General features: G+C 69.4%; 16 protein-coding genes. 6 read left to right on the top strand and 10 right to left on the bottom strand.

The window, feature by feature from the left end:
• Positions 1 to 63 precede the first annotated feature (63 nt).
• Positions 64 to 678, bottom strand: coding sequence for a phage tail protein (locus A3M1_RS0100035; protein ID WP_018386896.1), 615 nt, complete (start codon positions 676 to 678; stop codon positions 64 to 66).
• 99 nt (positions 679 to 777) lie between these two features.
• Positions 778 to 4,497, bottom strand: coding sequence for an IPT/TIG domain-containing protein (locus tag A3M1_RS0100040; RefSeq protein WP_018386897.1), 3,720 nt, complete (start codon positions 4,495 to 4,497; stop codon positions 778 to 780).
• 297 nt (positions 4,498 to 4,794) lie between these two features.
• On the opposite strand from A3M1_RS0100040, the gene A3M1_RS0100045 reads away from it, so the two are divergent.
• Entirely contained in the window at positions 4,795 to 5,601 is an 807-nt protein-coding gene (locus A3M1_RS0100045; protein ID WP_018386898.1) for a sulfotransferase family protein, read from the top strand.
• 27 nt (positions 5,602 to 5,628) lie between these two features.
• Here A3M1_RS0100045 and A3M1_RS0100050 read toward each other — a convergent pair whose 3' ends face one another.
• The 4 genes from A3M1_RS0100050 to katG all read right to left on the bottom strand — a co-directional run bounded on the left by A3M1_RS0100050 (position 5,629) and on the right by katG (position 12,198).
• Positions 5,629 to 7,521 (bottom strand): asparagine synthetase B family protein, encoded by a 1,893-nt coding sequence (locus A3M1_RS0100050; RefSeq protein WP_018386899.1) that lies wholly within the window; start codon positions 7,519 to 7,521, stop codon positions 5,629 to 5,631.
• 363 nt (positions 7,522 to 7,884) lie between these two features.
• On the bottom strand, positions 7,885 to 8,364 hold the full coding sequence (locus A3M1_RS0100055; protein ID WP_018386900.1) for a cupin domain-containing protein: 480 nt from the start codon (positions 8,362 to 8,364) through the stop codon (positions 7,885 to 7,887).
• Positions 8,365 to 8,381: 17 nt separating this feature from the next.
• Positions 8,382 to 9,881: an FAD-dependent monooxygenase gene (locus A3M1_RS0100060; RefSeq protein ID WP_018386901.1), complete on the bottom strand. Its 1,500-nt coding sequence runs from the start codon at positions 9,879 to 9,881 to the stop codon at positions 8,382 to 8,384.
• A gap of 139 nt (positions 9,882 to 10,020) precedes the next feature.
• A complete protein-coding gene (katG, locus tag A3M1_RS0100065) occupies positions 10,021 to 12,198 on the bottom strand; it encodes a catalase/peroxidase HPI (RefSeq protein WP_018386902.1) in 2,178 nt (725 codons plus the stop codon).
• Positions 12,199 to 12,358: 160 nt separating this feature from the next.
• Between katG and A3M1_RS0100070 the strand changes: the two genes are divergently transcribed.
• A complete protein-coding gene (locus A3M1_RS0100070) occupies positions 12,359 to 13,297 on the top strand; it encodes a hydrogen peroxide-inducible genes activator (protein WP_018386903.1) in 939 nt (312 codons plus the stop codon).
• Between the two features lie 160 nt (positions 13,298 to 13,457).
• Positions 13,458 to 14,948: a carboxypeptidase M32 gene (locus A3M1_RS0100075; RefSeq protein WP_018386904.1), complete on the top strand. Its 1,491-nt coding sequence runs from the start codon at positions 13,458 to 13,460 to the stop codon at positions 14,946 to 14,948.
• Between the two features lie 14 nt (positions 14,949 to 14,962).
• Here the strand turns inward: A3M1_RS0100075 and A3M1_RS0100080 are convergent, their stop codons facing one another.
• On the bottom strand, positions 14,963 to 16,045 hold the full coding sequence (locus A3M1_RS0100080; RefSeq protein WP_018386905.1) for an aldose epimerase family protein: 1,083 nt from the start codon (positions 16,043 to 16,045) through the stop codon (positions 14,963 to 14,965).
• Positions 16,046 to 16,234: 189 nt separating this feature from the next.
• On the opposite strand from A3M1_RS0100080, the gene A3M1_RS0100085 reads away from it, so the two are divergent.
• From A3M1_RS0100085 to A3M1_RS0100095, 3 genes are all read left to right on the top strand, one after another.
• Positions 16,235 to 16,612: a RidA family protein gene (locus A3M1_RS0100085; protein ID WP_018386906.1), complete on the top strand. Its 378-nt coding sequence runs from the start codon at positions 16,235 to 16,237 to the stop codon at positions 16,610 to 16,612.
• 155 nt (positions 16,613 to 16,767) lie between these two features.
• Positions 16,768 to 17,736, top strand: a complete 969-nt coding sequence (locus tag A3M1_RS0100090; protein ID WP_018386907.1) for a phosphate acetyltransferase — start codon at positions 16,768 to 16,770, stop codon at positions 17,734 to 17,736.
• Positions 17,737 to 17,740: 4 nt separating this feature from the next.
• A complete protein-coding gene (locus A3M1_RS0100095; RefSeq protein WP_026221058.1) occupies positions 17,741 to 18,928 on the top strand; it encodes an acetate/propionate family kinase in 1,188 nt (395 codons plus the stop codon).
• Positions 18,929 to 19,039: 111 nt separating this feature from the next.
• Here the strand turns inward: A3M1_RS0100095 and A3M1_RS0100100 are convergent, their stop codons facing one another.
• From A3M1_RS0100100 to A3M1_RS0100110, 3 genes are all read right to left on the bottom strand, one after another.
• Positions 19,040 to 19,804 carry an ATP12 family protein gene (locus A3M1_RS0100100; protein WP_018386909.1) on the bottom strand — a complete coding sequence of 255 codons (765 nt, stop codon included), beginning with the start codon at positions 19,802 to 19,804 and terminating at the stop codon, positions 19,040 to 19,042.
• Positions 19,801 to 20,472, bottom strand: coding sequence for an HAD-IA family hydrolase (locus A3M1_RS0100105; RefSeq protein WP_018386910.1), 672 nt, complete (start codon positions 20,470 to 20,472; stop codon positions 19,801 to 19,803). The genes A3M1_RS0100100 and A3M1_RS0100105 overlap by 4 nt, the downstream gene beginning before the upstream one ends.
• 181 nt (positions 20,473 to 20,653) lie before the next feature.
• Positions 20,654 to 22,354, bottom strand: a complete 1,701-nt coding sequence (locus A3M1_RS0100110; RefSeq protein ID WP_018386911.1) for a methyl-accepting chemotaxis protein — start codon at positions 22,352 to 22,354, stop codon at positions 20,654 to 20,656.
• Between the last annotated feature and the right edge of the window lie 153 nt (positions 22,355 to 22,507).

Consider the following 22,507-nt stretch of genomic DNA (forward strand, 5'->3'; position numbering starts at 1 on the left):
GCTGCTTCACATGTACTCTGTTTGTTCGATGTTCGCAATATGTTCTCCCAGCTTCTGCGCCGATTAAACCGCCTCCGGTGCCGCGGCCCCGCTTGTGTGGTACGGCAGCAGGCCCTTCGCGCAAATGCAGTAATTGATCGCGAGATAGGGCTGCCTGTTCTCATGCGGCTGCGCCGTCCCGCCCACCGGCGTCAGGGTGCGGTTGTCGAAGGTGTTGCGCTCCGGCGCCGCGCCGGGGGGGCCATAGGCCCGCGAAATGGTGCCGGCGCTGAGGCTGTTCTGGGCATTCAGCCGGGTCGGCCGCGAGAGCCAGCGGGTGGGGGAAGGCTCGTCGCTGAGCCCGGCATAGGGCGCGGAGATAACCACCTTTCCCTCCACCGTGTGGCGATGGGCGGGAACGGAGTGCACCGTGACGTCATCCTCGCCGACCCGTTGGCCGACGACATAGCCGGCGTCGTTCATGTTGTTCCGCGCACCGATCGCCACCCTGCCGGTCAGATCCGGAAGGCAAAATGTGTCTGTCCCCTGCGTGCCGAAGGCGATGCCGATGACGGCGTAGAGAACGGGATATTGTCTCGCCGACAGGACAGCGCCATTGCAGGGAAGCCAGGTGCAGGCCTCGCCGTCCAGAGCGAAACCGAAGGCGAAGGCGCGGATTTCGCCGACATAGGCGTCCATGGTCTTCTCTCCTGATCCGGCCCCGGGCGGTCGCCGCCGCGAGGCGCAGGCGAGGTCAAGCGCCTCGCCTCGCTGACGCGAAAGGTGTTCGTCGGCGCCTCAGCTCGTCCAGACGAAACTGGCCGGCGCGCTTGTGCCATAGGCGGTGGTGACGGTGACGGAATAGGTGCCGGGCCCGCCCGATGGCGGCCTGACAGCGATATAGATCTGCCGCGACGGGTCCGTCGCCGCCGGCGCCCACAGGTCCCCCTGCGAGGCCCAGTCATATTCGATGCCGCAGAAATTAATCGACCGGATCCGCTGGAACCCCTCGCCGGTGATGACCACCCGCCCGGTTTCCTGGATGGAAAGGCTGGCGGGCGAGAGAGCCCGGATCTCCGGGCCAAAGGTGAAGGTGCTGCCTTCGCTCAACCCGCTCCGGGCCTTCGGCAGATGCACGGTGACATCGACCTCGCCGACCCCGGGCGTCGTGGTGACGGTGAGCTGCCCGTCATTCACGACCTTCAGGCGGAGGCCCGGCGTGCCGCCAAAGGTGACGGAGGTGGCGCCAGTGAAGGCGCTGCCGGTGAGGGTCACCACCGTGCCTCCGGCGGGCGGCCCGCCAGCCGGCGAAACCGCGTCCACCACCGGGGCATAGGCGAACATGGCGCCGCTCCACGCCGCGGTGGTGCCGGCCGATGTGGTGACGATGACCGGCACCACGCCGGTGCCGGCGGGCACCTGCGCGAAGACGGTTTCGTCTCCTTCGGTCCACGCCTGTGCGGCGGCAACGCTCCCAAATCGCACATTCTTGACGATGAGGGGACTTCCGAGCCCGGCGCCGGCAATCCGGACGACGCTCCCCTCCGTCCCGTAGGGCGCGGAAACCGAGAGCACGGCCGGCACATAGGTGAAGCTGACCTGATTGCTTTTCCCTCCCGCGGTGCCCACGCGCACCGGCACCCGGCCGGCGCCGGAGGGCACGGCGACGGTCGCGGAGGTCGTGGTGGAGGTCAGGATCGAGGCCTGGGTCGCGCCGAACTTCACGACCATGTCGGGCTGTCCGTAAGGCCGCAAGACCATGAAGCCCTCGCCCGTGAGGACAATCTCCGCCGGCGGCATCCCGGCGTCTGGCGAGATGGCGTGGAGGATCGGCGCGTAGCTGTAGCGGCTGGCCTTGACCGTCGGGCTGATGTTGCCTCCGGCCGTCACCGAGACATTCACGTCGTCGATGCCGCCCGGTGCGACGCAGACGATTTCGGTGCCCGCGGCATTCACGGTCACCTGTTTCGCCGCCTCCGTCCCGAACAGCACGGCGGGGCTGCTGCCGAAGCCGATGCCGGCGATGGTGACGACCGTTCCCGGCGGCCCGGCCGCCGGCTGCAGGCCCGTCACGGCCAGCTGGGCGTAGGTGTAGCCGCGCGCCGCGCTGCGCCCGCCACCCGTGGTGACGGTGACGTCCACCGTCGCGCCGGCCGTACCATTGGGCGGCACAGCGAGGATACGGGTGGCGGAGATCGAGGAAAGGCTCGCCGCCACCCCGCCGAAGCTCACCGTCGCATCGGGCGTGAAGTTGCTGCCGCTCAGCGTTACGGCGGGGTCGTCCACCGGCGTGCCGACGCTGGGGGAGAGGCTGTCGAGCTGCGGCAGGTAGCTGAAGGGCGGAAGCTCGTGGGCATCGGTGCTCGCCCCGCCCGGACCGGACACGTTGAGCCGCGCCGTCACGGTCCCCGCCGGAGCCGTCACGACGATGCGGGTCGGTGTGACCTGAGCGGGCGTCGCCTTCACGCTGCCAAACAGCACGGTAGAGGCCGGGTCGAAGTTCTCGCCCGTAAGGGTCACGCTGGTTCCGCCGGCGAAGTTGCCGTGTTTCGGGCTGAAATCCGAGAGGATCGCCGCATAGCTGTAGCGCGCGACAACGCCCGTGCTGGCGGAAGCCGCGCTGCCCACCGCGACCTCCACCACACCGACGCCGCGCGGCACCACCGCAGTGATCTCGGTAGGGCTGACGATGGTGACGTCCGTGGCCTTCGACGTGCCGAACCAGACCTCGAAACTGTCGAGGTTCGGGTCGAAATTGGTCCCCGTTATCGTCACCATGTTGCCGCCGGCGGCCGGGCCGAATCCCGGCGATACGCTGATGAACAGCGAGGTGAGCGCGTAGCGGCACGCCGGTGTCACCGCCGAGGTCGCGCCGCCCGCCGTCACGGTGACCGGCACGCTCGATCCCGCCGCAAGCTGCGGCGGCGTGGTGGCCAGCAGCGTATGGCCGTCGAGAACCTGGAACCCGGCCGCCGCGATGCTGCCGAAGGTCACGGCGGTGGCGCTGTTGAAGCCGACGCCCTTGACGGTAACGTTGGCGCCGCCGGAGGGCGAGCCGCTGGCGGGGAAGAGGCCCGTGACCGAGGGCAGGTAGCTGAACTGGCAGCCCGCATTGGGCTGGCTCGACCCGTTGGCGGTCGTGACCTCCACCATCACCGTGCCGTTTCCGGGCGGGCATTGCACGACGACGGCGCTCGCGCTGTAGCTGTCGAGATGTGCCGGCGTGCCGCCGAAAGTGACGGACGGCGCCGCGCCCGCAATCGACAGGTCGGTGCCGCTTATCGTCACCTGGAGCCCGCCCCCCGGTTCCTCCCCGGCATCCGGCCCGGCGGGCGGCACCGGCGGCCCGCCGGGCGGCGAAACGCTGGAGACGCGCGGCGCCACGCCCGGAGTGGGATAGATCCCGTTGAGGCAGACGATGTAGTACAGCGCCAGCGACGGCATCATGTTGTTGTGGAGGCCGCTCTGCGTGTCGCCCTGGCTGAGCGCGCGGGGGGCCATGGCGAGCCGGCGGAACGCCTGGGTCGATGGCCCCTGGTAGAACAGGAACCTCTGCGCCTGCGCGTACATGACGCCCTGGGTCGGCCATTCCATCGTGGCGGCAGAGGTGAGCACGTTGAAGGCATGCGTGTGCGGCGGCATCTGTCCGTATGTGAGCTGCACGTTCGTCTCGCCGAAGGTCGCGCCAATTGTCGGCCGGGGCGTCAATCCGGGACCGTTGCCGAGCCCCACCGCCGTGCGGTCGCGCATGTCCGGCAGATTGAAGGTCGAATAGCCGTTGCCGCCGAAGATCGTGCCTATCACGCTGAAGAGCGCCGTGTAGTCGGACACCTTCAGTTCGGTCCCGTCGCAGAGCGCCCAGCCCTGCGGAACGGGGGCGTGCAATCCGGCGTAGAGCCGGACCTCGCCGACAAAGCCACCAGCCGCCGGCTTCGGCGCCACAATGACGGCAGCCGGCGCCGGTGCCGCCTCGATCTCCCCTGGCCTCGGCGGATAGGCACCGGCGATCGCGATGAAGTAGCCGATGACGAAGGACGGCTGGAGATTGCTGTGGGCGGCCCCCCCACCCGTGACGCCGACGGTTTCCGGATCGAGGGTGGTGGTCGGCGAATTGTCCTGTGGGAGGTCATAGAGCAGGGGCTGGTCGCCATCCGGCGCAGCCGTCGCGCGCGCGGGCAGGCATCCGGTCGGCACGGGCGAGGTTCCGGCGCCGTCGGCGAAGCGAAGCTGGTGGGTATGCTGCGGCAGCTGGTCGGCGGCCAGGGTGACGAATTCCGTGCCGCCGGCATAGCCGAGCACGGTGGTCGAAGCGATGCCCCGCCCCAGCGCCGCCCGTCCGCGCAGATCGGGAAGATTGAAAGAGTTCTTCCCGTCCCCGCCATAGGTCGTGCTGATCAAGGAGAACAGCGCCAGGTACAGATTTGCCACAGGCAGCGCCCGCCCGTCACAGGGGAGCCAGCCCGACGGATCCGGCGGCACGCAGAACATGCGGATCTCGCCGATATAGGCTTCAGCCATGGCTCACTGATCCAAACGCTCGCCCGCTGACGGAGGGCGGAGGGGCGGAGGGGCGGAGGGGCGGAGGGGCGGAGGGGCGGAGGGGCGGAGGGGCGGAGGGGCGGAGGGGCGGAGGGGCGGAGGGGCGGAGGCGGAAGACAGACGATGAGACGGCCGGCACTCACCGGCCCACGACATCAGGGCCGTTTTATATTACCTTCGCCCGTGCGGGCGTCAAGCCAGAGTTCAACCTGTGCGTGCCGTGCCGGGGATACGCGAAAGCGCGATCAAGGCCACCGAAGATGAAAGCCCGCCCTGATGAAGGATGCCTGCCTCGTTCTCGCCCATCCCCGAACGGGATCGTCACTGCTGATGCAGACGCTGGATATTCTTGGCATGGCCTGGGTGGGCCGACGCGAGCGCCCTTCCCTTCCCATCGCCGCCAATCCCAGGGGATATCTCGAAGATCCCCCATTGCTGGCACGGGGATTTGAACCCGACGTGCTGGAGCGGCTGGGCTCCCTGGACGGGCGGGCCGCCAAGCTCAGCCTGAGCGGAATGCTGGCGGCGGATCGATCCGGCCAGTGGCGGCGCATGCGCGACGAGGGCGCCCGCCTCTTCATACCCTACCGGCATCCGCTGGAGATCGCCCAGTCACTGCTGGTCTTCGACGCTCCCGGGCTGGAGGCGCAAAGTCAGCCGGCGCGGGTTTTGCGCTTCCTGTATCGCTTTCCCTACCAGTACCGCGCCCTGGCGCAGTTGCTCGTCCACGAGGTGCCGGAACTGCGTGCCCGCACCCTTCTCGTTCCGCACGCGCTCTACTTCTCCGATGCCGGCGCGGCGGTGGACCGCCTTCGCGACCATGCCGGCCTCCCCGGTGACGAGGCGCGCCGGGCGCTGGCCATCGCCAATGTCAGCGACGCGCTCTACCGGGTCCGTCGCGAGGCCGTGCCGGAGGGATACCACGCCCTTTACGACCAGATGCCGGTGCGGCGCGCCTATGAGATCGTCAGCACGCAGGCCGATCCCTGGGAGGCGCTTCTCGCCCTTCCGCTGCCGGCGCTCGCCCCGCCCAGCCGCCAGGAATTGCCCGACATGGCGGCCCCCGAGGCGGACCGGCCGTGAGCGGCGGACCTCCTCGCCTTCGCCGCGTCAGAGCCGGCCGGCCTCCACCGCCATCAGGAATTGCCCGACATGCAGGCCACGGCCGAAGACGGTGTGGTAGTCCGACCAGCGGGCCTGCGCCGCAGCGGCATCGGCCGGCCAGGCGTCGAGGAGCTTGCGCAGCCTCGGCACGTCCAGGCAGTGCCGGGCGAGCGCGGAGGCTTCGAGCCGGCTGACCGTTTCGGCGAGGTCATGGCGCCGGGCATCGAGCCGGTAGAACCATTCCGGGCACTGGGCGCCCCGGAGCTGGTTCTCCAGCACCTCGCGCGGCAGCCGGTCGGCCAGCACGCGGCGCGCGAAGGAGCGGGTCTGTCCGTTGCGCAGGAACTGGTCCGCCGGCAAACCGAGACAGAACTCGATGAGGCGACGATCGAAGAGCGGGGAAATCCGGCGCGAACCCAGCGCATCCTGATAGGCCAGCGCGTGGTCCCGGTCCCGCTCCGCGGCCTGGAACACGTCGAGCCGGCGTGACCTGTCACCCTGCGCGTAAAGATGCCTCGCGGCGGCGGCGCGGGCCTGAAGACGCGCCATCGCGCCGGTGTCGCGCGCGAAATCCGGCGCGATGGGCGAGGCGGGAGAAGCCTCGCCGCCGCGCCCGCGCATCGCCTCGTAAAGCCGATGCAGCCGGGGATGACGATAGCGCGCCACGTCATTCATGAGGAGGCCGAGCGGCGTGCCCCCTGCTTTTGCGGCGATTGCGCGCAACTCGTGCCACAGCACGCGCCAGCGCGCGGCGGCCGCTTCCTCGGCCAACCGCCCCATGCCGCTCCAGCTCAGGGAGTAGTTGCCTTGGCCGCCGGTCAGCAACATCTGTGCGCCCCTCTCGGCGGCGGCATGAAAGGAGGGTTCGAACCACGCGGCGTTATTGGTGTTGCGCATCGGCGCGCCGAGCTGCTGGAATAGCCGGTCCGGGTCTCGCTCAATGAGCGCGGGGCCTCGGTCTCCGACGAATTCGGCCTGCATGCTTGGGTAGCAGGCCGCGAGGGCGACGACGAAGGGGCGCTCGTCGGCATACCAGCCTGGCCTTGTCGGCAGCGCCAGCCCCGCCGCTGGCACCAGGGTCAGCGTGTGGATCACCTCGTTGGGCCGCAGCCGCGCCGCCGTCGCCGCCACGGCGGACGAATCGAGCCCACCCGAGACGTCGCAAACCACCGGCCCGGCGGCGGGCAGGTTGTCTCCCACCGCCTGGTCGAGCAACGCGCGCGCCGCCTCGACATAGTCCTCGTCGCGGGAGAAGCGTATCGGCGGCAAGGCCGCGGGCTGCCAGTATTTGGCGCGGCGCCGGGCCGCTCCCGGACGAATGACCACCAGCCCGCCGGAAGGGACTCGGTCGATGCCCTGCCACAGCGTGCCATCCATGGCGGCGCCATTGCCCAGCAGATCGTCGGCGAGGCGGTTTTCATCCAGCCGACGCTCGACGAAGGGCAGGTCCAGCAGCGCCCCCATATGGGTGGAGAAGGCACACGCGCCGGAACTCTGGTGGAAAAACAGGCCGATACTGCCGATGTGATCGCGGGCCAGCACCAGTTCCCGCTCACCCCTGTCGTATCCCGCCAGGGCGAACTCCCCGACAAGCCGCTCCGGCGCCTCCGCGCGCCAGCGCCGGAAGGCGGCGGCGGCAACGGCCGCCGCGCTTGCGCCGGGGTCAAGGTCAAGGTCATCGGCCAGCTCGCGCCGATTGTGGAGCCGCCCTCGCCACACCATGAGCCAGGAACCGGAGCGGGCAAGGGCGCCGTCGTCGCCCGGCGCCAGAAGCACGCCCCGTGAATCGCCGGGCGTCTGCGCCAATCGCCAGCGCCGCAGGCCGGAGATCACGCCGGCATGATGGGCCAGCCATCCAGCCTGGCACTCGACGAGACCGAGGAAACCGCGGAACCTCATGGCGTGTCGCGCTCGCTCCCGCCATCGGTTCGTGCGCCGGACGGCCCAGCACCGTGCCCCTGGTAAGGCCCGTCAGCTCGCCCCTGACCAATTCTCGTCGCCCGGGTCCGCCGAGCTGCCGGCCACGGTCAGCCGGGCCAGAGGTTCGACCTGCAGGACAGGCAGCGACCACTTCTTACGGGCGGCGAAAGATGCTTCAGGCGCGCCAGCCCGCCTCGTCTCGGAACCGGCCAAATCGGCGGGTCGAATGTGGTCACGCCCACCTTTTGACGGCATCGCCGGCCCCATGAAATTTCGATGGTTCTACAGTACCATGCAATCCCGGCCATCACAATTGCGCCAAGCGCAGGCCGCGGCGCCCGGTCACGTCGCCCCGTCGCTGGCGCGCACCGGCGGCCCGAGGAACTCCACCTGCCATTTCGCCCCGAAAGCGTTCAGCGCGGCGGTGTCGGGCAGGCCGTCATGCATCACGCCGGCAAGCTCGGTGAAGAAGGCGACCGCGTCCAGCGCCGGGGCCATGAGGATGTACTGGCGGGCCGGCGCGTCGGTGACATTGACGAAGCCATGCGCCGCGCCGCCGGGAATGCTCACCACGTCGCCCGCATCGGCGAAGAAGCGCCGGCCGTCGACCTCGTAGAGATAACGCCCTTCGAGCACGCGAAAAATCTCCGCCTCGCGGTGGCGGTGGCGCGGCGGGCCGGCGCCGGGGGCGTTGATGGTCTCGATGAAGCAGAACTCGCCGCCGCTCATCGCCGGCGCCATGCGGACGAACAGGTCGAGACCGATGGCCGGGATCTTGATCGGCGGCTCGTCGCCGCGCGAATACAGGAAGGACACGCTCATTCGCTCTCCCCTCAGGATCAGGCCGGTCCAAGCCGGCTGAGATAGGCGACAATCGGCTCCCATTCCCCTTCCGCCACCGCCATGGCGAGATAGCCGTCCGGGCGTATCAGCTGGATGCCGCCGGCCACCTCGTGCGGCCGCACCGCCGGGTCGACCAGCGCGGCGGGCAGAGCGCCGGGCGGTGGCCCCACCTCGGGCCCGGCGCGCAGGGTGAAGCGGGGCATGTCGCCGGCACCATAGGGCGGCTCGCCCTCGGCCGGCAGCACGCGATCGCCGGCGCGCGGCCCGGCGCCCCAGGAGATGCCGTTGAGCGGGCTGTCGCGGTAATGAATCGCGGTCTCGGTCAGTTCGCCCTCCAGAGCGTGCTGCACCGGCGCCAGCCCGAGCATGACGTGCATCACCGCGTTGCGGATGTGGCGGGCCACCGGGTTTTGCAGCGTCGCCATCCGGGTCAGCCGGCCGGAAGTGGCGATCACCTCCGCCCCCACCGCCCGGCGCTCGGGGTCGTAGCTACCCAGCAGCGCCGGCGCGGTGGCGAGGCCGCGCAGCACCAAAGCCAGCTTCCAGGCGAGGTTCACCGCATCCTGCATGCCGGTGTTCATGCCCTGCCCGCCGGCGGGGCTGTGGACATGGGCGGCATCGCCGGCGAGGAAGACGCGGCCGACCCGGTAGTTTTCCACCTGCCGCTCATTGATGCGGAACGAGGTCGACCAGAGCGTGTCGTGCAGCACGATGCCGCCGGGCCCGCGCCGGTCCAGCAGCGCCTGGAAGCCGGCCATGTCGGGCGGCGGCGGGGGCGCCTCGCCTTCGGAAGACCCAGTACCCTCGGGAGAACCAAGCCCGACAATGACGCGGTAGCGGCCGGGCGCCAGCGGAAACAGCACCGCCGGCCCCTCCGCATTCAGGCAGGTGGCGAACTCGTTCACCGGATAGGGCATGCCGGAGAGGTGGAAATCGCCCTGCGCCCAGTCGCTGCCCAGCGTGTCGCCGGCGAAGGAAAGACCCAGATGATGGCGCACCGGGCTGTGGGCGCCGTCACAGGCCACCAGCGCGGCATAGCGCGCCGTTTCCTCGCGCCCGTCCGCATGGTGCAGCGTGGCGGTGACGGTCTCCCCCTCCTGGGTGAAGTCGGCGAGCGAGATGCCGAGTTCCGGCCGCACGCCGCGCCCCTCCAGATGCGCCAGCAGCACCCGCTCGGTCTCGCTCTGCGGCAGCATCAGCACAAAGGGATAGGGCGTTTCGATGTCGCCGAGCGGCACCCGGGCCAGCGCCTTGCCGTCGGCCAATATGTTGGCCACCGTCACCTTGTTGCCGAGCCCGACCAGCTCGGCGGACAGCCCGTCGCCGGCGCGCTCCAGAAGTTCCAGCGTGCGCGGCCAGATCGCCACCGCGCGCGAGGTGGTGGCACGCTCGGTCATGGCGTCGACGATGCGCACCGGCACCTGGTAGCGCGCCAGTTCGAGCGCCATCGCCAGCCCGACCGGGCCGGCCCCGACGATGAGGACCGGATCCGTCATGCACCTGCTCCCCCCGGGCAGGACGGCGCCGCGCGCCGCCACACCCACAAGAGGTAAAGGCCCGCCACGCTTTGCGCAACGGGCCCTTTGGCCTTCAGCTCCCCCGCAGGGTGCGGGGGAGTGTTTGGCTTCTTCGGCCTCAGTTCACCAGGTCGAAGCGGTCGGCGTTCATCACCTTGGTCCAGGCGGCGACGAAGTCGCGGAGGAACTTCTCCTGCGCGTCGTCCTGGGCATAGACCTCGGCATAGGCGCGCAGGATGGCGTTGGAGCCGAAGACGAGGTCGACGCGGGTGGCGGTCCACTTGGGAGCGCCGGTCTTGCGGTCGCGCAGCTCATAGACCCCCTCGCCCACCGCCTTCCAGCTATTGCCCATATCGGTGAGGTTGACGAAGAAGTCGTTGGTCAGCGCACCCTCGCGGGCGGTGAACACGCCGTGCTTGCTGCCACCGTAATTGGTGCCGAGCATGCGCAGGCCGCCGACCAGCACGGTCATCTCAGGCGCGGTCAGCCCCATCAGCTGGGTGCGGTCGAGCAGCATCTCCTCGGGGGTGACGACATAGTCCTTCTTCACCCAGTTGCGGTAGCCGTCATGCAGCGGCTCCAGCACGCTGAACGAGGCGGCGTCGGTCTGGGCGTCGGTGGCATCGCCCCGGCCGGGGGAGAAGGGCACGGTGACATCATGGCCGGCCGCCTTGGCCGCCAGCTCGATGCCGACATTGCCGCCGAGCACGATCACGTCGGCAAGGCTGGCGCCGGTCTCCGCGGCGATGCCTTCCAGCACGCCGAGCACCTTGGCGAGACGGGCGGGCTCATTGCCTTCCCAGTCCTTCTGCGGAGCGAGGCGGATGCGCGCGCCATTGGCGCCGCCGCGCATGTCGGAGCCGCGATAGGTGCGGGCGCTGTCCCAGGCGGTGCTGACCAGCTCGCCAATGGTGAGGCCGGCATTGATGATCTTCGCCTTGACCGCCGTCACGTCATAGTCGGCAGGGCCGACAGGAACGGGGTCCTGCCAGATCAGGTCCTCGGCCGGCACGTCCGGGCCGATATAGCGAACCTTCGGGCCCATGTCGCGGTGGGTCAGCTTGAACCAGGCGCGGGCGAAGGTGTCCTTGAAATACTCCGGATCGGCCATGAACTTCTGGCAGATCGCGTTGTAAACGGGATCGACCTTCATCGCCATGTCGGCGTCGGTCATCATCGGGTTGTGGCGGATCGAGGGGTCGCTGGCGTCGACCGGCTTGTCCTCTTCCCGAATGTTGATCGGCTCCCACTGCCAGGCGCCGGCCGGGCTCTTGCGCAGCTCCCATTCATGGCCGAACAGCATGTCGAAGAAGCCCATGTCGAACTGCGTCGGATGGGTGGTCCAGGCGCCTTCCAGACCGGAGGTCACGGCGCGGCTGGCGAGGCCGTTCTGGTTCGGGTTGGACCAGCCCATGCCCTGCTCTTCGAGCGCGGCGGCTTCCGGGTTGGGGCCGAGCGCCTTGGCGTCGCCATTGCCATGGGTCTTGCCGACGGTGTGGCCGCCGGCGGTCAGCGCCGCGGTTTCCTCGTCGTTCATCGCCATGCGGGCGAAGGTCTCGCGCACCTGCGCGGCGGTCTTCATCGGGTCCGGCTGGCCGTTCACGCCTTCCGGGTTGACGTAGATGAGGCCCATCTGCACGGCGGCGAGCGGGTTCTCCATGGTGGAGGGCACGTTGACGTCGCCATAGCGGTTGTCGCTCGGCGCCAGCCACTCGCGCTCGGAACCCCAATAAGTGTCCTTGGAGGGGTGCCACACATCCTCGCGGCCGAAGCCGAAGCCGAAGGTCTTCAGCCCCATCGTCTCATAGGCGATGGTGCCGGCGAGCACGATCAGATCGGCCCAGCTCACCTTGTTGCCGTACTTCTTCTTGATCGGCCACAGCAGGCGGCGGGCCTTGTCGAGGCTCACATTGTCCGGCCAGGAATTGAGCGGGGCGAAGCGCTGGTCGCCGGTGCCGCCACCGCCGCGCCCGTCGGCCAGGCGGTAGGAGCCGGCCGCGTGCCAGGACAGGCGGATCATCAGCCCGCCATAATGGCCCCAGTCCGCCGGCCACCACTCCTGGCTCTCGGTCATCAGCGCGCGCATATCGGCCTTGAGCGCGTCGAAGTCGAGCGTCTTCACCTGCTCGCGGTAACTGAAGTCCTTGCCGAGCGGGTTGGTCTTGCTGTCGTGCTGATGGAGAATGTCGAGATTGAGGGCCTTGGGCCACCAATCCATGTTCGACGTCCCGACTTCGGTGATGGCGCCGTGCATGACCGGGCATTTGCCGGCCGGCCTGTTCGTGATGTCGTCCATTGCAGTCTCCAATCGTGATGGCATGCCGGCAGCGAAGATTCGCCGGCGCTCCCCCCGGGCACTGGCCGGCACGAGAGGCGTTTGGAATTGGAAGAGGTCTTATCGTAGGCTAAGCATAATGAAAATTTGCATTTTCTAATTGGTCCGATATGAAATTCTTATGATAAGCATTTCCATGCGGCATCTGCGCTATTTCGAGGCGCTCGCTCATCACCGGCATTTCGGCCGGGCCGCCGAAGCCTGTTCGATTTCCCAGCCCGCTTTGTCGCTTCAGATCAAGGAGCTGGAGGAGATCCTCGGCGCGCCGCTGGTCGAGCGCGGCATGCGGCAGATCCGGCTCACCCGGCTCGGCGAGGAATTCGCCACACGGGCGCGCAGCATTTTGCAGGCGGTCGATGAGCTGGAGGACCTCGCCCGCGCGTCGCACAGCCCGCTCGCGGGCCGGCTGCGCATCGGCGTCATTCCCACCGTCGCCCCCTATCTGCTGCCCGCCGTGATGCAGCGTCTGGGCGAACGCTTCCCCGATCTCGACCTGCGGCCCCGCGAAGCGGTGACGCAGCGGCTGGTGGACGACCTGGTCGAGGGTCGGCTCGATGCCGCCATCGTCGCCCTGCCGGTTTCCGAGCCCTCGCTGACCGAGCATGCCCTGTTCGAGGAGGAATTCGTCCTGGTGCGTCCGTTGCACGAGGCGGCGCTGCCGGTGCCCAATCCCGAGACGCTGCGCACCATGCGGCTGCTGCTGCTGCAGGAAGGCCACTGCTTCCGCGAACAGGCGCTGTCCTTCTGCAACCTCTCCTCGCAGCTGCCGCGCGACCTGATGGAGGGCAGCTCGTTGACCACGCTGGTGCAGATGGTCGGCGCCGGCATCGGCGTCACGCTCATCCCGCAAATGGCGGTGGCGATCGAGACCCGCTCCGCCGCCGTCTCGGTGGCGCGGCTGGCGGCGCCGCGCCCCTCGCGCACCATCGGCATGGTCTGGCGCCGGACCAACCCGCTCGCCGGCTCCTTCGAGCAGATGGCGATCATCGTGGGCACGGTGGGGCTTGCGGGCGCCGTGGCCGGCGCCAGCGCTGTTCCGCCCGATTGGCACCTCAGCTAGAGCATTTTCCGCGAAAGCTGACAGACTTTCGCGACGAGAAAATGCTCCAGCTTATTGATTAGAGAGCGCTTTCTTATCGATCAGGTAATTTCACCTGATCGGAAAGGGCTCTAGAACAAGCCGCAGGGCGGCCCGCGCCGCCATCCGCCGGAGAGCCTCCATGTCCGCCTATGCCTCCCTCACCGTCCATTTCGGCCGCATCAGCGCGATGTCGAACGCCATCGGCATCCTGCAATGGGACAGTGACACGATGATGCCGAAGGGCGCCGCCGCCAGCCGGGCGGAAAGCCTCGCTCTGCTGCGGGTGATGCAGCACGAGATGGCGGTCGACCCGCGCCTCAGTGACTGGCTGGAGGCGGCCGGCGAGGACGCCACCCTCGGGACGTGGGAGCGGGCAAATCTGCGCGAGATGCGCCGCGTCTTCACCGCGCAGACCGCCCTCCCCGCCGATCTCGTCGAGGCCTCCAGCAAGGCGATTTCCGCCTGCGAGATGGCGTGGCGGCAGGCGCGGGCCGATGCGGACTTCCCCGCGCTGCTGCCCACCCTCGCCGAGGTGCTGCGCCTGCAGCGCGAAGCCGGCGTCGCCAAGGGCGAAAAGCTCGGCCTCTCGGCCTATGACGCGCTGCTGAACGATTATGAGCCGGGCGGCCGCTCGGAAAAGATCGACGCGCTGTTCGACGACCTCGCGGCCTTCCTGCCGGGCTTCACGCAAGAGGCGCTGGCGGCGCAGGCCCGCCGGCCCACCCCCGCCCCGCTTGCCGGCCCCTTCGCCATCGAGGCCCAGCGCGGGCTCGGGCAACGGATGATGACGGCGCTCGGCTATGATTTCGACCGCGGGCGGCTCGATGTCTCCACCCACCCCTTCTGCGGCGGCGCCGATAACGACGTGCGCATCACCACCCGTTATGACGAGGCGGATTTTTCCAAGGCGCTGATGGGGGTGATCCACGAGACCGGCCACGCGCTCTATGAGCAGGGCCGCCCCGCCGCCTTCATGAGCCAGCCCGTGGGGCAGGCGCGCGGCATGGTGCTGCATGAGAGCCAGTCGCTGCTGATGGAGATGCAGGCCTGCCGCTCGCCCGAATTCCTCGGCTTCGCCGCGCCGCTGATGCGGGAAGCGTTCAAGGCCTCCGGCCCGGACTGGGAGGCGGACTCGCTCTGGCGCCGCTACACCCGCGTCGAGCGCGGCTTCATCCGCGTCGATGCGGATGAGGTCACCTATCCCGCCCATGTCATCCTGCGCTACCGGCTGGAGAAGGCGCTGATCGCCGACGCGATGCCGCTGGCCGAACTGCCGGCGGCGTGGAATGCCGGCATGCAGGAACTGCTCGGCACCACGCCGCCAAACGACCGGCTCGGCTGCCTGCAGGACATTCACTGGCCGAGCGGCGGCTGGGGCTATTTCCCCACCTACACGCTCGGCGCCATCGCCGCCGCCCAGCTGTTCGACGCCGCCTGCCGGGCCAAGCCGGACGCGCTGCCGGGCATTGCGCGCGGCGATTTCGCCCCGCTGGTCGCCTGGCTGCGCACCCATGTGCATGGGCAGGGCGCGCTGCTCGACACCGACGAGCTACTGACCCGCGCCACCGGCCACCCGCTCGATGCCGGCGTGTTCAAGGCCCACCTCGCCCGGCGCTATCTCGCCAGCTGAACGCGGCCGGCGCCTCAGGCGGCGGAGAAGCGGTAGACCGAGACGTGCCGGTAGGTTTCGCCGGGGTCGAGCCGGGCGGAGGGATAATCCGCCCGGTTCGGCGCGTCGGGCCAGGTCTGCGGTTCGAGACAGAAGCCGTCGGACTGGCGGTAGAGCCGGCCCTGTTTGCCCAGCGCCGTGCCGTCGAGGAAATTGCCGGAATAGAATTGCAGCCCCGGCTGGTCGGTCAAAAGCTCCATCACCCGGCCGGAACCGGGGTGCTCGACCCGTGCGGCAAGGCGCGGCGCTGGCGCGGCCCGGGCGTCGAGGCAGTAATTGTGGTCGTAGCCGCGCCCGCGATGCAGCTGCGGGTGGCCCTCGCGGATGCGGGCGCCGATGGCGCGGGGCGTGCAGAAATCGAACGGCGTGCCCTGCACATGCTCGGGCCGCCCCAGCGGAATCGCCGCGGCATCAACCGGCAGATAATCATCGGCATGGATGGTCAGGATGTGGTCGAGCACATCGCCGCCCGCCTCCACCCCGCCAAGGTTGAAATAGCCGTGATGGGTGAGGTTGACGAGTGTGGGCGCGTCCGTCGTCGCCTCGAAGGCGATGGTCAGCTCGCCCGCCCCGCTGAGCGTATAGGTCACGCTCGCTTTCAGCGTGCCGGGAAAGCCCTGGTCGCCATCCGGGCTGGTAAGGCTGAGGCGCAGCGAGGGCGCCTCCCCCTCATACAGCTCGGCCAACTTCCACACCCGCTTGTCGAAGCCCTGCGGCCCGCCATGCAAGGCGTGGTCGCCATCATTGGCGGGCACGCGATACCCCACCCCGTCCAGCGCGAAACGCCCGCCGGCGATGCGGTTGGCATAGCGCCCCACCGCCGCGCCGAAGAAGCGCGGCTCGTCGAGATAGGCGCCCGGCGCGTCATGGCCGAGCACGATATCGGCCAGCCGGCCCTCGCGGTCGGGCACGTGCAGCGCCTGCACGATGCCGCCGAGATCGAGCACCGCGACCTCAAATCCGCCCGCGCCGAAAAGGCGGAAACGCTGGATTTCGGTTCCGTCCGGCAGGGTGCCGAAAGGCTCGCGCCGGATGCGGGCGCCGACAGGCTGGTTCATGCTCGCTACTCAGGAAATTCCGGGCGTGCCCGGCTCGGCGTTCGACGCCCCATTGTCCTCCGGTCCCGCCGCGATTGCCAGCCCCCGGCGCGCGCCATCCGCCCCCCCGCATTGACGGGCCGGGCGCCGCCGGGGGAAGGTCCGCAACCGCTATGCCCATCAGGAGACGAGATCTTGGCGCAGTTTCACATGATCGCCGGCGCCCCCACGCCGGTCGCCCCGTTCAGCCATGCGGTGGAGGCCGATGGCTGGGTGTTCATCACCGGCCAGATGCCGACCTGGCCGGACGATGATTCCCGCCCGCTTCCCGAGGGGGTCGAGGCGCAGACCCGCCGCGTGATGGACAATCTCATTCTGGTTCTCGGCGGCATCGGGCTGGATCTGTCGCATGTGCTGCAGGCGCGGGTGTACCTCACCGATTTCAAGGGCGACTACCCCGCCATGAACGCGGCCTACGCCTCCTATTTCCCCGGCGACCGCCGCCCGGCCCGCACCTGCGTCGGCGTCACCGGCCTCGCCCGCGACGCGCTGGTGGAAATCGACCTCGTCGCCCGCCGCCCGGGCTGAACGACCCTTCGCTCCAGGCGTTTGCGTCAGATCATGGACGCTGGCGCCGGGGGCCGGTCTGTGTCGTCCCGTCGTCAGTAGAAGCGGCGACACTGCAAGCGACCACATTGCAAGCGACACGATCGGCACGGCGCCGGCGGCACGGAGGCGAGCACATGGACACGGCCACACGGCCCGGCACCGTCCCCCTCATCGACCATGGCAATTATGAGCGCCTGGTCGCCCGCGCCGGCGAGGTGGAGGCGATGGCCACCGCCATCGCCCATCCCTGCGACGCCGCCTCGCTGCGGGGAGCGCTCGATGCCGCCACGGCCGGCTTCATCCTCCCCATTCTCGTCGGCCCCGCCGCCCGCATCCGGGCGGTGGCGCAAGCCGAGGGGCTGGACCTTGCCGGCATCGAGATCATCGACACCCCGCACAGCGCCGCCTCGGCGGCACGGGCGGTGGAACTGGTGCGCGAGGGGCGCGTCAGCCTGTTGATGAAGGGCAGCCTGCACAGCGACGAACTGCTCGCCGCCGTCACCGCCCGCGACACCGGCCTGCGCACCGGCCGGCGCATCAGCCATGTCTTCATCATGGACGTGCCGAGCTATGCCGAGCCGCTGTTCATCACCGATGCGGCGGTGAACATCTTCCCCGACCTCGATGCCAAGCGCGACATCGTGCAGAACGCCATCGACCTGCATGTCGGCCTTGGCCTCGGGCGCCCCCGCGTCGCCATCCTCTCGGCGGTGGAAACCGTCACCACCGCGATTCCCAGCACCATCGAGGCCGCCGCTTTGTGCAAGATGGCCGATCGCGGCCAGATCACCGGCGGCGATCTCGACGGGCCGCTGGCGCTCGACAACGCCATCTCGCCGGAAGCGGCGCGGATCAAGGGCATCGTCTCCCCGGTCGCCGGCCGGGCGCAGATCCTCGTCGTGCCGGATCTTGAAGCCGGCAACATGCTGGCAAAGAACCTCACCTTCATGGCCGGGGCCGACGCCGCCGGCCTCGTGCTCGGCGCGCGGGTGCCGATCATCCTGACCAGCCGCGCCGACACGTTGAAGACCCGCCTCGCCTCCTGCGCGGTGGCGGTGCTCTATGCGCAGGCGCGGCTGCGCCAGCCGGGACTGGGAGGTTGATCGGGTGAACGAGGCCATCTTCGTCGTCAATGCCGGCTCGTCCAGCATCAAGTTCAAGCTCTACCGCGTCACCGGGCGCGACGTCGCCCTGCTGCTCGGCGGCGCGCTGGATGGCATCGGCACCCGCCCGCGCCTGCAAGCGAAGGACGAGGCCGGCACGGTGCTGGTCGATCGCCGCTTCACGCCTGATGAGATCGCCAGCGCCCCGCAGGCCCAGCACGCCATCAGCGAATGGGTGCTGCCGCATCTGGACGATGTCGAGTTGATCGGCGTCGGCCATCGCGTGGTGCATGGCGGGCCGCATTACTCCCACCCGGAGCGGGTGAACGCGGAGGTGCTGCGCACGCTGGAGAGCTTCATCCCGCTGGCGCCGCTGCACCAGCTAACCAATCTGGACCCGATCCGCGTCATCGCCGAGCGCCGGCCGGACCTGCCGCAGGTCGCCTGCTTCGATACCGCCTTCCACCGCGGCCATCCGGAGATCGCCGACCGCTTCGCCCTGCCGGACGAGCTCTATGAGGCCGGCGTGCGCCGCTATGGCTTTCACGGCCTGTCCTATGAATATGTCTCCGGCGCCCTGCGCGAGCTGGCGCCGGAACTGGCGCGCGGGCGCGTCGTCATCTGCCATCTCGGCTCGGGCGCCTCGGCCTGCGGCCTCATCGACGGGCGGAGCCAGGAATCCACCATGGGCTTCACCGCGCTTGACGGGCTGCCGATGGGCACGCGCTGCGGGTCGCTCGACCCCGGCGTGGTGCTGCATCTCATCGAGCAGAAGGGCATGAGCGCGGCCGAAGTCGGCCACATGCTCTATCACGACAGCGGGCTGAAGGGGCTGTCCGGCCTCTCCAGCGACATGCGCGAATTGCTGGCCAGCGAGGCGCCCGCCGCGGCGCTGGCGGTGGATTATTTCACGCTGCACGTCGCGCAGGCGGTGGCGCAGCTGGCCGTCACGCTCGGCGGGCTCGACGCGCTGGTCTTCACCGCCGGCATTGGCGAGCACGCGCCCGAGATCCGCGCCCGCATCTGCGCCCGGCTCGGCCTGCTCGGCGTCGCGCTCGACGCGGTGGCCAACAACGCCAGCGAGACCTGGATCGACGCCGACGGGCCCGGCCCGCATGTACTGGTTATCCCCACCGACGAGGAGCGGATGATCGCCCTGCACACGCTGCACCTGCTGCGCCCGGCGGGTTAGAGCATTTTCGAGCGAAGTGGATTCCGGTTCGCGTGAAGAAAATGCGTAAAAACAAAAACCTAGAGCACATCCGGTGAACCGGCTTTCACCGGATGTGCTCAAAGCGGCGCCTCAGCTCTCCAGCAGCGCGTAGGCCCGCGCCGCCGCCTCGAAGTCGCGATAGCGCGCGGCGCGGCGCACCAGCGCCTCGGCATCGGTGCCCCAGAGCTGTTCCTGCACCTCTTCATCGGCATGGGCGGCGCGCCACGCCTCCTCCGGGGAGAGGCGGCCATGCGCCACGGCAAGCGCGAGAAGCGCCGAGCCGCTGAGCGTCGTCATCAGGTTCAGCGCCGCCAGACGCAGCGGATCGTCCGGCAGCGCGCCCGCGAGGAGTTCCAGCGTGCGCGGCGGCTGGACGACATGCACCACGCCCTCGCTCAGCATGAAAATGGCGCCGAAGCGCTCGCGCGCCCAGGCCAGCACCGGGTCCCACAGCTCCGCGTGCAGCGCCACCAGCGCCGCCGGCGTGTCGACCCGGTAGCAGAGCAGGTCGCTGCCGGCATAGCGCACGATTTCGTCGCCGACCTCCGTCATCGCCGAGGCGACGCCGTCAATGGCGGAATTGGCCAGCCGGGTGATCGGCATGGTCACGGGGTCGATGAATGCGCGCTGCGCGTCCCATTCCTGCGCCAGCGCCTGCGCCAGAGGCGCGCTGGCCACCGCGACGAGGTTGCGCCCCGGGGTGCGCACCGGGCGCCCGTCCAGCTCGATGCGGAACAGCCCGCCTTCGGTCGCCGCCGCGCGCGCCTCCTTGTAGAAGCGCTTGGGCAGCGGCGTGCGCTCGGTGAAGCCCGGCCGCGCGGGGGCCGGCGGGGCGTCGGGGGTCATCTCGCTCACGCCACCGTCTCCCAGAGAGTGTCGATCGCCCGCAGCAGCTCGTCGGCATCATTGACCAGCCCTTGCGCGCCGGACTGCCGCAACAGTTCCGGCGCATGGTAGCCCCAGCTGACGCCGATGGCGCCGGCACCTGCGGCGCGGGCCATCACCATGTCGAAGCTGGTGTCGCCGATCAGCACGGTGTCGAGCGCCGCCACCCCGGTCGCCGCCATCGCCTGGTGCACCATGGCCGGGTGCGGCTTGGAGGGGGCGTCATCCGCCGTCTGAATGGTGACGAAGCGGCCTTCCAGCCCGTGATGGGCCAGCACCGCCGCCACGCCGCGCTGCGACTTGCCGGTGGCGATGCCGAGCAGCAGGTCGTCGCGGGCCGACAGCGTGTCGATCAGCCCGCGCATGCCCGGGAACATCGGCTCGCTGAAATCCGGCTCGGTGCGCAATTCGCGGAAGGCCTCGCGGTAGAGATCGGCCAGCCGCTCGGCGGGAAAGCGCGGATCGTCCTCGCCGAGCCGCTGCATCGCCTCCACCAGCGACAGGCCGACAATGCCGAGCACCGCCTCGCGCGGCGGCACGGGCAGTTCGGCGCGGGCGAAGGCGCGGCCCATGGCGGCGACGATGACGTGCTGGCTGTCCACCAGCGTGCCGTCGCAATCGAACAGAACCAGTTTCATCGGCACACCCTGGCGCGGCGGAAGGCGCGCGGCGCGCGGGAGGGCACGGCGGCGCGGATGAGCCGTCGAAGTCGAGGATGCGGCCGGCGATGTCAACCCCGCCGGCCGCATGCGCCCTTTGCAACGCGAACCGCGCGCCGCAGGGGTGCGGCGCGCGGCACGTTTAGTCGGGTGCGGCGGATCAGGCCGCGCGCAGGCTGCGCACGAGTTCCGCCACCTGCTGCTTCAGGTCGCCGGCCTGATGCGCCAGCGAACCGGAGAGCGAGGTCAGCTGGGCGGAGGCGGCGCCGGTCATTTCGGCCGCGCGGCCGACACCGACGATGTTCTCGCTCACAAGGCCCGTGCCGGTCGCGGCCTGGTTGGTGTTGACCGCGATCTCCTGGGTGGCGGCGCTCTGCTCCTCCACCGAGCCGGCGATCATCGTCGTCGCGTCGCGGATCTGGGCGATGGTGGCGACGATGTGCTCGATCGAGCCCACGGTGCGGCCGGTCGCCTGCTGGATATCGGCGACCTTGAGGCCGATCTCCTTGGTGGCGCCGGCGGTCTGCTCGGCGAGCTGCTTGACCTCCTGCGCGACCACGGCGAAGCCCCGGCCCGCATCGCCGGCGCGCGCCGCCTCGATGGTGGCGTTGAGCGCGAGAAGGTTGGTCTGGGCGGCGATGTCGGTGATCAGGTTGACGACCTCGCCGATCTTGCTCGCCGCCTGGGAAAGCTCGCGGATCTCGTCGGCGGTGCGGTTCACCGCATCCGCCCCCGTCACTGCCCTCGCGGCGGCGCCGCTGACCTGAATGCCGATCTCGCGGATCGAGGACGTCATTTCCTCGGTCGCGGCCGCCACGGTCTGCACGCTGCCCGAGGCATCGGCCGCGGCACTGCCCACCGCGGCCGCCTGCCGGGAGGTTTCCTCGGCGCTGGCGGCGAGATTGCGCGCCGCCTCGGAGACTTCGCCGGAGGAGTTGGCCAGCGCATTGGAGAGAGCGCCCATCTTCGATTCGAACTCATCGGCGATCGCATGGCGCTGGGCGGTGACCCGCTCGGCGCCGCGAATCTCCGCCAGCCGGGCCTCCTCGCGGGCCTTCTCCGCGTCGACAAGCGCGCCGCGCAGCATATCCGCCGAGCGGGCCATGCCGCCGATCTCGTCCTTGCGCTCGGTGCCCTCGACGGTGACGGCGAGCACGCCCTGGGCGAGGTTGTCGAAGACCGCCCGCAGCCGCTCCAGCGGTGCCACGATCCCGTAGCGGGTCGCCAGGAAGGCGAGGAGGAACACCAGGACCAGGCCGCCGGCCATGGCGCTATAGACCATAGTCACGGTGGAATCGGCCGCGTCACTCAGCGTGGCGGCGAGCGTGGCGAGAGCAGCGGTACGGGCGTTCACCTCGGCCCCGATAGCGGTGACGACCGCGCCGGAAAGCGGCATGCAGCGCGCGTTCCATTCCGCCACCATCTTGTTGTTTTCCTCGACCGAGGTCGAGGCATTGGCACGGGCGACGACATCGCCGCACTGCTCGCCAACGAAGCGGTCGAAGTCGCCGACCAGCTTTTTCACGTCATCGGCGATTTCGGGGTCGACCGTGGCCGCTTCCGCCATGCGGTCGCGAAAGCCGGTAACGGAGTCCTTCTGCACCTTGATGGCGGCCTCGTTCGCCTCACTCGTCAGCGACGACAGCGATTGATAGACGCCCTGGTTGAAATTGACGACGAAGCGGTTCGCCCGCGCCATCATCACGGTCGCCTTGGCCGGCCCGGTCAGGGCGGCGCGGTATTCCGAGCTGATCTCCTGCATTTTCATGCCAGCGAGAAGGATGCCGCCGGCCGAGAACACGGCAAGCAGCAGCAGCAGGGCAGAGATTTTGCCGATCAGCGGCATATTCTTGAATGACATGGGAGCTCCACGGACTGGCCAACATGCCCCGGTGAAAACCCGCCCATGCGTGGTCGCTACGGAGACATGACGGCGCACCATGGAATGGCGGCCTTGCGCGAAGCTGTTCGGATCACTCGGATGACGATCAGGCCGGGCCGTCCGTGCCGCGCC

It is taken from the genome of Ancylobacter sp. FA202, assembly GCF_000380205.1.
In the GTDB taxonomy this organism is placed as follows: Bacteria; Pseudomonadota; Alphaproteobacteria; order Rhizobiales; family Xanthobacteraceae; genus Ancylobacter.